Below are 14,112 nucleotides of genomic sequence, written 5' to 3'. Positions count from 1 at the left end.
ATAGGAAACAGGGAATAGGAAACAGGGAATAGGAAACAGGGAATAGGAAACAGGGAATAGGAAACAGGGAATAGGGAACAGGGAACAGGGAATAGGAAACAGGGAACAGGGAATAGGAAACAGGGAACAGGGAATAGGAAACAGGGAACAGGGAATAGGAAACAGGGAATAGGAAACAGGGAATAGGAAATGAGTAATTGGCTGTTATTTACTCTGTCACCTGTCACCTGTCACCTGTCACCTAATCTGCTATTTTTTGCAATTCAGGGCGTTCTTCTGGTAAAATTGCTCCTTCTACTGGGCAGACTTGTAAACAGATGCCACAGTCGATGCAGGTAGCAAAGTCAATCCAGTACCAATCTGTACCTTTGACGTTTTTACCAGGACCGTCATGAATGCAAGCTACAGGACAAGCTGCTACGCAGTCAGCAACGCCTTCACAAACTTCGGTCACAATTGTATGTGGCATTTTCTCGATTCCCTCTCTTTAATGAATCAGCAGTTTCTAGCGTAACAATTTGTAATGTTACCTGTTAACCTACTGTTTCAACCGTGGGTGAACTATCAGCTTTAATCCAGGCGATTTGAGCAATAGAGCGATCGCGTGCATAGTTCCGAATCTCTTCTGCATTCCTTCCCCCTAAATCCATTTCTACCCGCACTAAATGAGTAGAATCACGCAGTTTTTGGGCATAAGCAAAGGCAGCAGCATCAGCATTTGTGTTTTCTGGTACTACTAACCAGTCAGTCGCTGGGGTACTTTGCGGTAATTGCTGACTTGATGCCAAAACTTGGTATAAATCATCAATACTCAATTCAAAGCCAATGCCGGGAATATTCTCATGTTGGGGATGATATAACCCTAAAAGCTGGTCATAACGACCACCACGCCCTAAAACTTGCGCCTGTCCATCGGTATCACTGACTACTTCAAATACAATACCTGTATAGTAATCTATGGTTTGAATTAAACTCAGATCCAGAATTAAAGAAAATTTACCTTCTGATTCTAATAACTCTACCAAGGATTTAAGGTTATTTACCGCTGTTTGTTGGTCAGTATCTAAATCTAAACTGCTGACTTTTTGCAGCACATCAGCACTATTACCACGCAAATCTAGCATGAGTCGAGCGCGTTGGTGCAGTTCTTCACTCAGAGGTAAAGTATCTATAGTTACACGATCTAAATGAGCGATCGCATTTCTGACCTGACTTCTGATCTGAGTAGGAAAAACATCAAGCAGGGATTTGGTAATTCCCGCTTCACCTAAAATCAAATGCCATCCGTGCAAATCCAAAGCTTCTAAACAATTGGCTACCAACAACAGCACTTCTGCATTTGCTAATAATCCACCAGTTCCTAACAACTCCACCCCAGCCTGATAATACTCTTGCTGGCGATTATGGCGCTTTTCCCAGTTGCGGCGAAATACATTAGCATTGTAATACAAGCGTTGAGGATAGGTTGCTTCAGTCATGCGAGTAACTACAGTCCGAGCGATGGAAGCTGTCAGTTCTGGACGTAAACCCAACTCCTCATCCTGGCCATTTTGCAACTGAATCACCATCTGGCGCTGAATTGCTTCACCTGCCATTAGCGTATCCATACGTTCCAAAGTTGAGGTGATAATCCGGTGATATCCCCAACGGTGAAAAACTTGTTGTAACCTATCTTCAATCCAGCGTTTTTGAGCCACATCTAAGGGTAATAAATCCCTAGCTCCCGCTGCTGGTTGATACACCATTATTTTTTCTTCCCACCAAACAAACCACCAAACAAACCACCACTTCCAGACTTATCTGGTTGTGTATCTCCATTATCGGCAGATTTATTCACCTGATTAGTACCGGATTGATTACCTAAAACTTTATCAACTTTGGGTTTCCATTCCAAAGCTAATTTGTCATTGGGATCTAATTTCAGTGCATTGTCAAAGTGAATTTTTGCCATTTTTAGCTGATTTTGCCGTAAAAATAACATCGCCATTAAGCTATGGCTACGACTATTTTTCGGTTCTAGCTTCAAGGCATCCTGTAATTCTACTTTGGCTGGAGCAAATTGGTTATTTTCAATCAACGTTTGAGCGCGACGCAGGTACTGTTCCACCGGTGAATCTTCTCTGGGTGCTGATGGGGGTGATGGTTTACTGGAATTAACAGCAGGTTGCTGAACAGATGGGGATGTTGTCATCAACCTTCCTGCACGCCGCATCAAGTAGACTAAATTCAATTCACTAATTTGGGCAATGAATTCAGGCGTTTGCTTTAACTCACTAAATTGGGTTTCGGCAATTTTAGCGATCGCATTTTTGTACAATAAGTCAACATTGGGAGCAATTACTAATTCCTTTGCGACTTCACTTTTCAGTGATATCTCTGTTGACTCTTGTGCTAAACGCTTACCTATTTGGGATAAAACTACAGTATATTCTGCGCGATTGCGTTCTACAGACAGTTTTTCATAAGCGGGATTCACCAGCTTAGATAATAATTCATTGGCTATATCTTTATCCGTAGTTTTCGAGACTGCGGAACTATCTGGGTGCAAGCGTCGAGCGATTTGAAGATAGCGTTTACGTATTTCTTTTGCATCCGCATCAACAGCAACACAGAGAACTGCGTGATAGTCTATGAAATCATATTTGAATAGTCCACCATCTATTTTGAAAGACATATATAAATCTTGCACCCCAGCACCAATTTTTATAGTTTACCCCGCCCGTAATTTTTATTGATCAATTATCAGCGGTTTTTCTGAATTACCAAGCTGACAAAGGCGGAACTTGCAGTAACTCCTGACTAAGAACGTTATGAATATAACCATTAGTAGCCAGGATTCTCCCCGAATCAATTTGGAAATCACCACCATCATAAGCCGTGACTTTACCGCCAGCTTCTTGGACTAAAATTATACCAGCAGCCACATCCCAAGGTGCAATCCCTCTTTCCCAATAGCCATCAACACGGCCACAAGCAACATAAGCTAAGTCTAGCGAAGCAGAACCACCACGTCTTACACCTTGGGTAAGATGGGTAAGATGACAAAATTCTGCATAATTATTATCAGATGTTTCTCTGCGGTCATAGGCAAATCCAGATGTCAATAAGCTTTTATTCAATTCAGAAGTTTGAGAAACTTTAATAGGTCGGCGGTTGCGTGTTGCACCTAAACCAGCCGCAGCCCGGAATAGTTCATTATGGAAAGGGTCATAAATTACACCAACTTGTGGCACTCCCTGAATAAATAACCCGATGGAAACAGCAAAACAAGGATATTGATGGGCGTAGTTAGTTGTACCATCTAAAGGATCAATCGCCCAAAGGTATTCACTGGCTTGATTTCCCAGTTTTCCTGATTCTTCGGCGAGGATGGAATGTTGGGGAAAGTGACGGTTGATGATTTCCAAAATTACCTTTTCCGAAGCTTTATCCGCTGCGGTAACTAAATCACCAGGTCTGCCTTTTTCGGTAATCGCATCTTCTACTTTACCTAAATAATCTTGCAAAATTACACCAGCAGCTAAGGCAGCTTCAGTAGCTATATCTAGAAAAATTTGTAAGTTAGTCATTCGTTGTTAGTTATTTTCTTCCCAGTCCCCAGTCCCCAGTCCCCAATCCCCAATCACCAATCCCCAATCACCTATACATACGGCGAAATTCACCAGGAGTTAGACGCATGGGTTTTTCTGGGTTCCAGATGCCTTGTCCCATGAGTCTAGCCCAATGTTGGGCATTTTCTAAGCGTTCATCGTATTTGTGATTAGGCGATCGCCCTACAAATAGAGCATACCCTTGTTTGAGGACTTGTTCATTCAAAAACATCTGATTTTTCCACACATAAGCCAAAGTCCGTCCAAATTTGTCCTTGGTTTCCATGTCAAACTCTAACTTGACAGATTTTTCACCATCACCAATCAACTTTTCTATCAGTTCTTTACCATTATCTCCCCAAGGACGCTGACGCAAATCTGGTGCATCTAAACCAATTAAGCGGACTTGGGAAATTAAATTTGGTTGTTCTCCCATTCCCAGCACTTCCAAAGTTTGTCCGCTGACAACCCGCGCTACCTGCACCTCAGCAGTCATGTTTAGCGGCTGATTTTTGGCTTGACAACTGACCAAAAACAACAAACAGGAAAGGATTGTTATTTTTTGCGCCAAGATGCCCAGAGCGGGTACTAAAGCGGCGATTTTACCCTGTAAGTATCTGCACCCTGGTACAATCTTCATTTTTGTCCTCTAATCTTCATCTAAGGGTAAACCCGCTTTAACTTTGCCCTTACCAAAAAAGCGCCCAAACTGAAGTTCATAAACTTCATCTTCGTCCTGTGTTTCTACTTCTAAGTCAGAACGGGCGTAACTCACACACAACAAAGCGTAACCTTGACGGCGTAAATCTGGGGATAGTCCAATGGCTTCCGGTTGGTAAATGTCTCCTGACAGCACCCTGACAGCGCAAGCTGTACAAGCCCCATTTCGGCAAGAAAACGGTAGTTCTATGCCATTATGTTCCGCTGTGTGCAGGATATAACGGTCTTCTGGCACTTGCAGGGTGTGTGATACGCCTGTTTGGCGGTTGTGAACTCTGATTGTGTGGGTCTGAACCATCTTGATTTTTGCTTGGGAATTTGGGATTTTTATTCATTGTAAAAATATCTTGTGAAATATTTGCATTTTTTGCAGTTTCGTTTTATTATTGGAATTCATGGCACCTGGAGAGGTGGCCGAGTGGTTGAAGGCGCAGACCTGGAAAGTCTGTTATGCAGAAATGTATACGAGGGTTCGAATCCCTCCCTCTCCGTTTTTTAACTATACAGATCCCTGATTTCTTCAATGAAGTCGGGGATTTGTGTATTCTATGTATTACGTTTTTTTAAGTCGAAGCTCCTTAATGCAATATTTTAGTCGTGTTAAGGCAATATAGACATATATAGGAGGTTTAAGCCAGCATGGAAAAAATAGAACTTGAATTAGATAGACTTACCTTTGAACGAGCAAAAACCCTGGCAATTGTCAATCGATCAACTTTATCAGAATTGATTTCTCACGTCATTGAGCGTTTAGCAGAAATTCAGGAAAACAAAGACCCATTAATGGGATTATATGCTGATGTCCCGGAAATTGTTGATGACATTGTTGCCGAGGCAATGGAGAAAAGAGGATATAGCTGAATTTCTATAAGGGACTTCATAAGAGTTCCTACTTGTCGAAACTTCTCAGCATCTCTCTTTGAATCAAAAGGTTGAGATTCAAGTTCATTTAGACTTTGAACAGCATGAGTGTTAATAGATTCAAACACACCTCTTAACTCAGTAATACGCCGTTTTACCTCTTGAGAATATTCTTCAGCCGCGTTAATTTCTGTAACTGCTTGATTTACTTTTGCTACATACTCTCTGGCTTTTGTCATTTATAACTCTTGATAAAAATCAATTAATAATTGACTTTAACCTCAGAATAGTAGCTACTTCACCTTCAGAAACTCCAGTTATACAAGAATTCAATACCAACGGGAAGGGTTCATAAAATCTCAAATATTGGGTGGATGTTCACCCAGCTTTACCCACATTTTCCGCACACGAGTTAATTGAGGACGATTCATTTTTAAAGCAGAAATTGTACTTCTACCCACAGCAGTAAGTCCTACAATTTCTGTAGCATCTTCACTCCAGGCAAAATGCTCTATCCATGCTTGCTGTTGTGGATGAAATAGTTTAACCTCTTCCTGAGTATTGGGATCAATTGCTGTTTGACGAGTTGCTTTATAACGATTACAAGATGGACAAGCTAAACAGAGATTTTCAAACACAGTTTCACCACCAGCCGACCGAGGAATGATATGCTCAAATTCAAAAGTTGTAACTGTTAAATATTCAGCAGTAAGACAGTAAGCACAACAATCTGAAAAACAATGACGAATTTTTTCTTGTAATTCAACAGAAATATAAACACTCACGCTACTTTATGTTTTTCTTGAAGTTGGTTTAAAGTATATCTAGCTCTGGTTTTCAGAATATTCAATTGATCAATCTGTGATATTAATCTATCTAGAGTTTCACTTTCTTCATTTGACAACTGATTATCAACATTTTTCATTAATAACTTATCTAACTCAATCTGACTTTTAAGAGACAAAGAAGTTTCTGCCAAAGCTTGCAACTCATCCAAACTTAAACCAATCAATAATTCAGTATCTGCTGATAAATTGGTTAGCTGCTGGTAAGTTTCCAGATTTAACAATACACCAACTTTTTCTCCCTGGGTATTAGTTATATACTGCACTGATTCAGACATGGTTTTAGATGTAAGTTTAAAAAAATATTGTGCATCATAACTTAGAGGTTGTTTGAAAAGTCTAATTTATTACAGTCCTGGCGACTAGAAGTCGCGGTTATACAAACTAAACCCGCCTGCGCGGGTTAAAAAGACCACTTTTTCATTAGTCCACGGAGGTGGACTTTGCCTGTGTAGTAGAGAATTATATTCGCTTTTCAAACATCCTCTTATTCTAGTGTATTTTTTTATTTATCACCAATAAACTCAATAAATTGAGATACAGCATCATATTGATCAGGAATTGCTAAAAACTGCAACAATAACTCCTTATCCAAATCTGGTAAAAAGCGACTACGATTTACTTCCTCATATTCAAAAACAGCATTTAAACTAAAAATTTGGATTTTATTATTCCTCCAAAACCAAACTTCTGGAACTCGCTTAGGTTTATATAATTCAGTTCTGTTAATTGTGCCACTACTAACAATAATTTCAATCACAATATCAGGAACTTCTTTATTAGTACCAATACAATAAGACTCATCCGGTGTTCCTGAAGCATAACCAGATTCTTCTAAAGTGAAACCACCCCTACCATAAAACCGAATCCCTTTATGTCTCATGTACGCTTCTAATAAATAAGAAAGGGTTTTTTTCACATATTCATGTTTATCACCAATAGGAGACATAATTTCCAGCACCCCTGCTAAATATGCTAATTTTACAGCATGATTTTCTTGTAACTGCACCTCAATAGTTTTAAACTGTTGCCAAGAAACACCAGGTACAGTTACCAGTTTTTCTTCTTCCTGTTCTAAAAGTGGAACTTTCATAGAAAAAACCGCCATACTTTTTACTTAATTATACTCTATTGTAGTAGGTTGAGTTAAACGAAGATACACCAAATTAACTTCTTGATAATGTTAAACTGTTAAATATTCAGCAGTACGACAGTAAGCACAACAATCTACAAAATGATGACGAATTTTTGTTTGTAATTCAACAGAAATATAAACACTCACGCTACTCTAGATTTGTTTTGAAGTTGGTTTAATGTATATCTTGCTCTGGTTTTAAGAATATTCAATTGATCAATCTGTGATATTAATCTATCTAGAGTTTCACTTTCTTCATTTGACAATTGATTTTCAGCATTTTTCATTAATAACTCATCTAATTGAATCTGACTTTTAAGAGACAAAGAAGTTTCTGCTAAAGCTTGCAACTCATCCAAACTTAACCCAATCAATAATTCTGTATTTGCTGATAAGTTGGTTAGCTGTTGGTAAGTTTCCAGATTTAACAATACACCAACTTTTTCTCCCTGGGTATTAGTTATATACTGCACTGATTCAGACATGGTTTGGCTGTTGTATGATTAGTTGTATTGTAACTTTTTATAAAAATAAAGTTTTATAAGATGTAACAAATATTTATAATCAAAATATCTAGGAAAACTATCTAAAAATATGAGTAAACAAATCACAATTACTCTACCATAGGAGAGAAAAAATGAGCGTTTCAATTGAGCGTGTTTTAAGTGAAATTGATCAATTGACTCTAGTAGAACAGATGCAAGTATTAGAGCATTTGGTGAAGCAGATGAAGCAATCTGTAGAAGCTGTAGCGGTAACTCCAAAGCCTAAGTATGGAGGCAGCCTTAATGAAACTAAGTGATGCTTTTGCAGAGGTAGCAAAGGGGATATCAGCTATACCGACATTCTCAATGATCGTAAAATCGGCTAAAATGGCAAAATGTCATCAAAAACCCATTATCCAAATATAAATATAATTTTACCCAGTCATCCTAACGCACCAAGTGAAATGTTGTAGCGGGGGGAAGATCAAGTTAAAAATAAGTAGGTTAAAGAAACGGGGAAACTAACGTGAGTTCTGGATTTGATTACGATTTAGTGATTATTGGCGCAGGTGTAGGTGGACATGGCGCAGCCCTACACGCTGTCAATTATGGTCTGAAAACAGCGATTATTGAAGCAGCAGACATGGGAGGAACCTGTGTTAACCGGGGTTGTATTCCTTCTAAGGCGCTTTTAGCTGCTTCAGGAAGAGTGCGGGAGTTACGCAACGCTCACCACCTGAAATCTTTGGGAATTCAAATTGGTAATGTAGAATTTGATCGGCAAGCGATCGCAAATCATGCCGATAATCTTGTTTCTAAAATTCAAGGTGACTTAACCAACAGTCTCAAACGCTTGGGAGTCGATATTATCCGGGGTTGGGGAAAAGTCGCTGGTTCACAAAAAGTCACCGTCTCTACAGATAGCGGTGAAAAAACCATCACAGCCCAAAATATCATTCTTTGTCCTGGTTCTGTTCCCTTCGTTCCTCCCGGAATTGAAGTAGATGGCAAAACAGTCTTTACCAGCGACCAAGGGGTAAAATTAGAATCTCTACCCCAGTGGATAGCAATTATTGGTAGCGGTTACATCGGTTTAGAATTTTCCGATATTTACACCGCTTTGGGTTGTGAAGTGACAATGATTGAAGCCCTAGATGTGTTAATGCCAGGATTTGACCGCGATATTGCTAAACTGGCAGAACGGGTTTTAATTACTCCCCGCGATATTGAAACCAAAGTGGGAATATACGCCAAAAAAATCATTCCTGGTTCTCCAGTTGTAATTGAATTGGCAGATTTCCAAACTAAAGAAGATTTAGAAGTGTTGGAAGTTGATGCTTGTTTAGTAGCTACAGGTCGCATCCCCGCTACTAAAAATCTTGGTTTAGATTCTGTGGGTGTGGAACTGGATAAACGGAATTTTATCCCTGTTAACGATGGAATGGCGGTACTTTCCGCAGGTGAAGTAGTCCCCCATCTGTATGCTATTGGTGATGCTAACGGGAAAATGATGTTAGCTCACGCGGCTTCGGCTCAAGGTATCATTGCGGTAGAAAATATCCTGGGTAGAGACAAAAAAGCAGATTATCGCAGTATTCCCGCAGCCGCTTTTACCCATCCCGAAGTTAGTTATGTGGGTTTAACAGAACCAGCTGCTCAAGAATTGGGTTTAGCTGAAGGCTTTGAAATTGGAACTGCTAAGAGTTACTTCAAAGGCAATTCTAAAGCTTTAGCAGAAAATGAAGCCGATGGTATCGCTAAAGTGATTTACCGTAAAGATACAGGTGAAGTATTAGGTGTGCATATTTTCGGTTTACACGCTTCTGATTTAATTCACGAAGCATCCGCCGCAGTTGCTAACCGTCAATCTGTAAAAGACCTGGCTTATTTAGTTCACGCCCATCCTACACTATCAGAAGTGCTGGATGAAGCCTACAAACGAGCGATCGCAAGTTAGGTAATGGGTAATTGGTAATGGGTAATTGGTAATTGATTATTCTCTCCAATTTCCCGTTACTTATTCCCTGTTCCCTGTTCCCTATTCCCTATTCCCTATTCCCTAAAGTAATGCAAATCCGTCGTCGTTCATCTGGTTCAGCTATTGATGTATCAATTATCCGCTACCACACAGTTTTAGATGATTCAGCACCAAATAATATTTTGGAAGAAATTGTTTGGCAAAAAGAGATCGAAGTTGAGCAAATGCGGGAAAAATTGCCTTTGGCAGAATTGCAAAAAACAGCCCTTTCTGCACCACCAACCCGTGATTTTATCGCTGCATTACGTCAAGGTAAAACCAAACCCGCCCTAATTGCAGAAGTTAAAAAAGCTTCTCCTAGTAAGGGAGTGTTACGAGCAGATTTTGACCCGGTAGAAATCGCTAAATCCTATCAAGACGGTGGTGCTAGTTGTCTCTCTGTTCTCACAGATAAAAAGTTTTTTCAAGGCAGTTTTGAGAATTTATCTCTGGTGCGTGCTGCCGTAGATTTACCATTATTGTGTAAGGAATTTATCATTTATCCTTATCAAATGTATTTAGCGCGAATTAATGGTGCAGATGCGGTTTTACTCATAGCAGCAATTCTCAGTGATCAAGATTTACAGTATTTTGTCAAAATTGCTAATAAGCTAAATATGGCTGCTTTGATAGAAGTTCATAGTTTAGAAGAACTTGACAGAGTTTTATCCTTAGATGGTGTTTCTTTAGTTGGTATAAATAATCGCAACTTAGAGGATTTTTCCGTTGACTTACAAACTACTTGTCAATTACTGAAAGACAGAGGTAGTCAATTACAGGATAGAAATATTCTGGTAGTGAGTGAATCAGGAATTCATACCCCAGAGGATTTAAGTGTAGTCGAAACAGCCGGCGCATCAGCTGTACTAATTGGTGAGTCTTTGGTAAAACAACCAGACCCGAAATTGGCAATTACTAATCTTTTTAGCGGTGACAGGTGACAGGGGATTGGGGATTGGGGATTGGGGATTGGGGATTGGGGATTGGGGATTGGGGATTGGGGAATTGGAAAAGAACTAATGACTAATGACTAATGACCAATGACCAAACTTTGTTTGCTATGTAACAATTTATTTAGCAAGAGATAAACTCTTGATAAGCTAAAATCTCACATTAGTAATTTTACATGAACTTCATGGAGCAACTTCCTCTACCTGCGCCTATCCACTATGAACTTATACTGCAACTGTTAGAAAAGCAAACAATGAATGCTGTAAATAATAATCAGGATTTACGGTATGAAGTTAGTCAGTTAATTATTACCCTACGAAAAGCTGCGGCACAACAAAAGCGATTAGAAGAACTTTGTCAAGCTTCATATTTAGGAGTAGAGCATCGTTGGTCACTCAATCATGTTACGGAAAAAGTCGTTACTCCTGATTGATATCTACAGAGAATTGGTCAATCTCTCAGGTAGGATAAATTGATGAGAATCTGAATGAATTGGTAGATAAAGTTATAAAATTTACCATCAGATCAAAACATACTCAAATTTGACTCTTATTTGATTTTTAGGATACAGATAATGGACGATAAGTTAATGTTGATGATTCCTGGACCTACGCCAGTTCCAGAAGCAGCTTTACTGGCATTGGCCAAACACCCCATCGGCCACCGTTCAGGTGAATTTAGCAGCATGATGGGTGAGGTGACAGCAAACCTGAAATGGCTGCACCAAACTGAAAATGATGTACTGATGCTGAATGTCAGCGGTACTGGTGCGGTAGAAGCGGGGATGATTAATTTTCTTTCTCCTGGCGATCGCATTTTAGTTGGTTCTAATGGTAAATTTGGTGAACGTTGGGTAGAAGTTGGTCAAGCTTTTGGTTTGAATGTAGAAACTGTCACCGCAGAATGGGGACAACCTTTAGACCCTGCTAAGTTTGGGGAAATATTACAAGCTGACACCAACAAAGAAATCAAAGCTGTAATTATCACCCACAGCGAAACTTCCACAGGTGTAATTAATGATTTGGCAGCTATCAACAGTCATGTAAAAGCACACGGTGAGGCATTAATTATTGTTGATGCTGTCACTAGCTTGGGTGCTTACAATGTCGCTGTCGATGCGTTGGGTTTGGATGTCGTTGCGTCCGGTTCCCAAAAAGGTTACATGATACCCCCCGGTTTAGGGTTTGTGTCTGTGAGTCCTAAAGCTTGGGAAGCTTACAAAACTGCGAAATTGCCAAAATACTATTTAGATTTAGGTAAATACCGCAAATCGACTGCTAAAAATACCACTCCCTTTACTCCCCCAGTTAACTTGATGGTGGCACTACACACCACCTTGGGGATGATGAAAAAAGAGGGTTTAGAGTCAATCTTTACTCGTCATGAACGTCAAAAGAATGCGACTCGTGCGGCGATGAAGGCTTTAAATTTACCATTGTTTGCAGCTGATGAATGCGCTAGTCCAGCCATTACCGCTGTCTCAGTACCAGGAATGGAAGCGGATAAAATTCGCTCATTGATGAAAAAGCGGTTTGATATTGCTTTAGCTGGTGGACAAGACCATCTGAGTAATAAAATTTTCCGTATTGGTCATTTGGGATTTGTGAGCGATCGCGATATTCTTAGCTGTATCGCATCATTGGAAGTTGTGCTTGCAGAACTTGGCTATGAACAATTTACTCCCGGTGCAGGTATAGCCGCAGCAGGTAAGGTTTTTAGATAAGGTAGGTGACTGGGGATTGGGGATTGGGGATTGGGGATTGGGGATTGGGGATTGGGGATTGGGGATTGGGGATTGGGGATTGGGGAGAATATATATTAATTACTTTCTTTATGCCTTCTGACTCCTGACTCCTGACTCCTGACATTAAAAAGGCGAGTTTTTGATCAACTCGCCTTTTTATTTTAGATATGAATGAGTAAAAACTGTCTGAGTTAATTGTTCTATTGATCAAACTTTGCAAAGAGCAGAGTTGATTTGACATACCTCAATTCTCCTGAAGTAGCTCAACCGTTCCACATTGAATTTGCATAGATTTAGCCGCCAGAATATTTACCAGCAATAGATTTTCTGGGTTTCTATTGCTTACTTATGCAGTCTCCAACCAGTCATAAATTTGTTCTAACTGTTCTAGGGTAATCAATCCATACTGCCACAGGATCATCGTTAAAGAGCCTGTATCCTGCTCACGATGACGCAAAGCCACAGATAGAGATGCTGCGGAAATTGCCAAATCTTCCTGGAGAAAATTAATTAAACGAGAATATCTTGATTGTGCCATTTGTATCTCACCTCCTTGGGTAGAGTGTATTATCATATATCCTTTCCTCTTTTCTCAGTGATCTAAAGCCAGTATTTGATGTGTCACTGTCCTATGACTGAATAAATACTCCAGCACAGATGATTTTTATTTCCTCGTAGCAGGTCATGATTTATTCCTGCTAAATTTTTTGACAAAAGATTAGTTTTATTCTGCTTGTTTTCCCTAAACTGAAGTAGGACTAACTATCTCCTTAAATTGGCTTCATCCCATTGAGTTTTTTGTGCTTGATGTCATCACATCTGAAGTAACAAAGATTCCATAGCTTATACTCGTCTATTGATGACTATTTACACTTATGTCAAAAGGAGGATTTTTGGAATGAAACTTTCAATCCAAGATTTTAGCTATGGAAAAGCTAGGTCTAATGTCAAGAGAACTACTGGTAAATATTAACCTCTTTATTTCACGGAATAGTTTTTTTACCACAGTATCTTTATACAAACTTGACCAATTCTTCATATAGGGAACGGGGACTAGTACCGCAAGGCGGAAGTCAAAAATCAAAAGTCAAAAGTCAAAAGTCAAAAGTAATAGGTCATAAATTTTTTAGCGATTGAGAATGGTTGGTTTACTTACGCCGCAGTGTACTGGGGGAAATGAATCAACTTTTGTCTTGTGACTGCTGCTATAACAACTGAATTTTGACCTGATCTCCTACCTGTAAACCTAATTCCTGAGCGCGTCCAGACCTGAGTTCAATTACTTGGTCTATTGGCTCATTCGGTCCGTAGGTGGGGCAAGGTTCGCTATTACAGGGGGGTGCAGCAGTCTGGATATACTTAATCACCCCATTTTGCAGAAATACCATATCTAAAGCTACGGGTACATTTTTCATCCAGAATCTGACTGGTTGGGGTGAGGGAAATACAAACAACATTCCCCTGTCATCTGGTAAAGCTGGTCGATACATTAACCCCATCGCCTGCTGTTCTGGTGTTTGCGCTACTTCTAAGTTGATTTGTGTGCCATTGGGAATGGTCGCTTTAGCAGAAATTGGCAAATTTTGACCTTGAGATAATGGTGCTTGAATTTGAGCAACTGATGTATTCGTAGGTTTAGCTGTGGTTGGTGGAGAACAACCTATCAGGAAAACACTCAGTAATATACAAAACAAAGTTAGCTGACGAAACATAGGCAATTGAAAATTCAAATTTATCAATGGACAAGTGGAAGGAAGCAGGAGG

The 14,112-nt window shown here is 39.7% G+C and carries 18 protein-coding genes and 1 tRNA gene; 6 read left to right on the top strand and 13 right to left on the bottom strand.

Annotation, left to right across the window (positions count from 1 at the left end; genetic code table 11):
- Window positions 1–241: 241 nt before the first annotated feature.
- The 6 genes from VB694_RS19615 to VB694_RS19590 all read right to left on the bottom strand — a co-directional run bounded on the left by VB694_RS19615 (window position 242) and on the right by VB694_RS19590 (window position 4,608).
- On the bottom strand, window positions 242–469 hold the full coding sequence (locus VB694_RS19615) for an indolepyruvate ferredoxin oxidoreductase subunit alpha (protein WP_190560693.1): 228 nt from the start codon (window positions 467–469) through the stop codon (window positions 242–244).
- 64 nt (window positions 470–533) lie between these two features.
- Complete coding sequence (locus VB694_RS19610; protein ID WP_323362009.1) at window positions 534–1,745, bottom strand: ATP phosphoribosyltransferase regulatory subunit; 1,212 nt, start codon at window positions 1,743–1,745, stop codon at window positions 534–536.
- Window positions 1,745–2,674, bottom strand: a complete 930-nt coding sequence (locus VB694_RS19605; protein ID WP_323362008.1) for a J domain-containing protein — start codon at window positions 2,672–2,674, stop codon at window positions 1,745–1,747. The genes VB694_RS19610 and VB694_RS19605 overlap by 1 nt, the downstream gene beginning before the upstream one ends.
- 85 nt (window positions 2,675–2,759) lie before the next feature.
- Window positions 2,760–3,569 carry an inositol monophosphatase family protein gene (locus VB694_RS19600; RefSeq protein ID WP_323362007.1) on the bottom strand — a complete coding sequence of 270 codons (810 nt, stop codon included), beginning with the start codon at window positions 3,567–3,569 and terminating at the stop codon, window positions 2,760–2,762.
- A 67-nt stretch (window positions 3,570–3,636) separates the two neighbouring features.
- Window positions 3,637–4,230, bottom strand: a complete 594-nt coding sequence (locus VB694_RS19595; RefSeq protein ID WP_323362006.1) for a thermonuclease family protein — start codon at window positions 4,228–4,230, stop codon at window positions 3,637–3,639.
- A gap of 9 nt (window positions 4,231–4,239) precedes the next feature.
- Window positions 4,240–4,608, bottom strand: a complete 369-nt coding sequence (locus VB694_RS19590; protein ID WP_323362005.1) for a 2Fe-2S iron-sulfur cluster-binding protein — start codon at window positions 4,606–4,608, stop codon at window positions 4,240–4,242.
- Between the two features lie 106 nt (window positions 4,609–4,714).
- On the opposite strand from VB694_RS19590, the gene VB694_RS19585 reads away from it, so the two are divergent.
- A tRNA-Ser gene (locus tag VB694_RS19585) sits at window positions 4,715–4,801 on the top strand.
- Between the two features lie 270 nt (window positions 4,802–5,071).
- Here the strand turns inward: VB694_RS19585 and VB694_RS19580 are convergent.
- From VB694_RS19580 to VB694_RS19560, 5 genes are all read right to left on the bottom strand, one after another.
- Window positions 5,072–5,410, bottom strand: a complete 339-nt coding sequence (locus tag VB694_RS19580) for a hypothetical protein (protein WP_323362004.1) — start codon at window positions 5,408–5,410, stop codon at window positions 5,072–5,074.
- A 120-nt stretch (window positions 5,411–5,530) separates the two neighbouring features.
- Entirely contained in the window at window positions 5,531–5,956 is a 426-nt protein-coding gene (locus VB694_RS19575) for an HNH endonuclease signature motif containing protein (RefSeq protein WP_323362003.1), read from the bottom strand.
- A complete protein-coding gene (locus VB694_RS19570) occupies window positions 5,953–6,294 on the bottom strand; it encodes a hypothetical protein (protein WP_323362002.1) in 342 nt (113 codons plus the stop codon). The genes VB694_RS19575 and VB694_RS19570 overlap by 4 nt, the downstream gene beginning before the upstream one ends.
- A gap of 227 nt (window positions 6,295–6,521) precedes the next feature.
- Window positions 6,522–7,109 (bottom strand): Uma2 family endonuclease, encoded by a 588-nt coding sequence (locus VB694_RS19565; RefSeq protein WP_323362001.1) that lies wholly within the window; start codon window positions 7,107–7,109, stop codon window positions 6,522–6,524.
- Between the two features lie 185 nt (window positions 7,110–7,294).
- The gene (locus VB694_RS19560; RefSeq protein WP_323362000.1) at window positions 7,295–7,636 is read right to left on the bottom strand and encodes a hypothetical protein; all 342 of its coding nucleotides are present in this window, start codon (window positions 7,634–7,636) and stop codon (window positions 7,295–7,297) included.
- Between the two features lie 152 nt (window positions 7,637–7,788).
- On the opposite strand from VB694_RS19560, the gene VB694_RS19555 reads away from it, so the two are divergent.
- The 5 genes from VB694_RS19555 (at window position 7,789) to VB694_RS19535 (ending at window position 12,327) form a co-directional block, all read left to right on the top strand.
- Window positions 7,789–7,953 (top strand): hypothetical protein, encoded by a 165-nt coding sequence (locus VB694_RS19555; protein WP_323361999.1) that lies wholly within the window; start codon window positions 7,789–7,791, stop codon window positions 7,951–7,953.
- A 209-nt stretch (window positions 7,954–8,162) separates the two neighbouring features.
- Window positions 8,163–9,593, top strand: coding sequence for a dihydrolipoyl dehydrogenase (gene lpdA, locus VB694_RS19550; protein ID WP_323361998.1), 1,431 nt, complete (start codon window positions 8,163–8,165; stop codon window positions 9,591–9,593).
- Between the two features lie 110 nt (window positions 9,594–9,703).
- The gene (trpC, locus tag VB694_RS19545; protein ID WP_323361997.1) at window positions 9,704–10,594 is read left to right on the top strand and encodes an indole-3-glycerol phosphate synthase TrpC; all 891 of its coding nucleotides are present in this window, start codon (window positions 9,704–9,706) and stop codon (window positions 10,592–10,594) included.
- A gap of 194 nt (window positions 10,595–10,788) precedes the next feature.
- Window positions 10,789–11,037 carry a DUF5340 domain-containing protein gene (locus tag VB694_RS19540; RefSeq protein WP_323362018.1) on the top strand — a complete coding sequence of 83 codons (249 nt, stop codon included), beginning with the start codon at window positions 10,789–10,791 and terminating at the stop codon, window positions 11,035–11,037.
- Window positions 11,038–11,178: 141 nt separating this feature from the next.
- Window positions 11,179–12,327: an alanine--glyoxylate aminotransferase family protein gene (locus tag VB694_RS19535; RefSeq protein ID WP_323361996.1), complete on the top strand. Its 1,149-nt coding sequence runs from the start codon at window positions 11,179–11,181 to the stop codon at window positions 12,325–12,327.
- 367 nt (window positions 12,328–12,694) lie between these two features.
- On the opposite strand, the gene VB694_RS19530 is transcribed toward VB694_RS19535, so the two are convergent.
- Together VB694_RS19530 and VB694_RS19525 are read right to left on the bottom strand one after the other, a co-directional pair.
- Window positions 12,695–12,922: a DUF2949 domain-containing protein gene (locus VB694_RS19530; protein ID WP_096566475.1), complete on the bottom strand. Its 228-nt coding sequence runs from the start codon at window positions 12,920–12,922 to the stop codon at window positions 12,695–12,697.
- A 631-nt stretch (window positions 12,923–13,553) separates the two neighbouring features.
- Window positions 13,554–14,060 (bottom strand): DUF192 domain-containing protein, encoded by a 507-nt coding sequence (locus tag VB694_RS19525; RefSeq protein WP_323361995.1) that lies wholly within the window; start codon window positions 14,058–14,060, stop codon window positions 13,554–13,556.
- Between the last annotated feature and the right edge of the window lie 52 nt (window positions 14,061–14,112).

It is taken from the genome of Anabaena sp. UHCC 0451 (assembly GCF_034931405.1).
Taxonomy (GTDB): domain Bacteria; phylum Cyanobacteriota; class Cyanobacteriia; order Cyanobacteriales; family Nostocaceae; genus RDYJ01.
The sequence above is the reverse complement of the archived record's forward strand: the minus strand, read 5'-3'. Positions and strand labels throughout refer to the sequence as shown.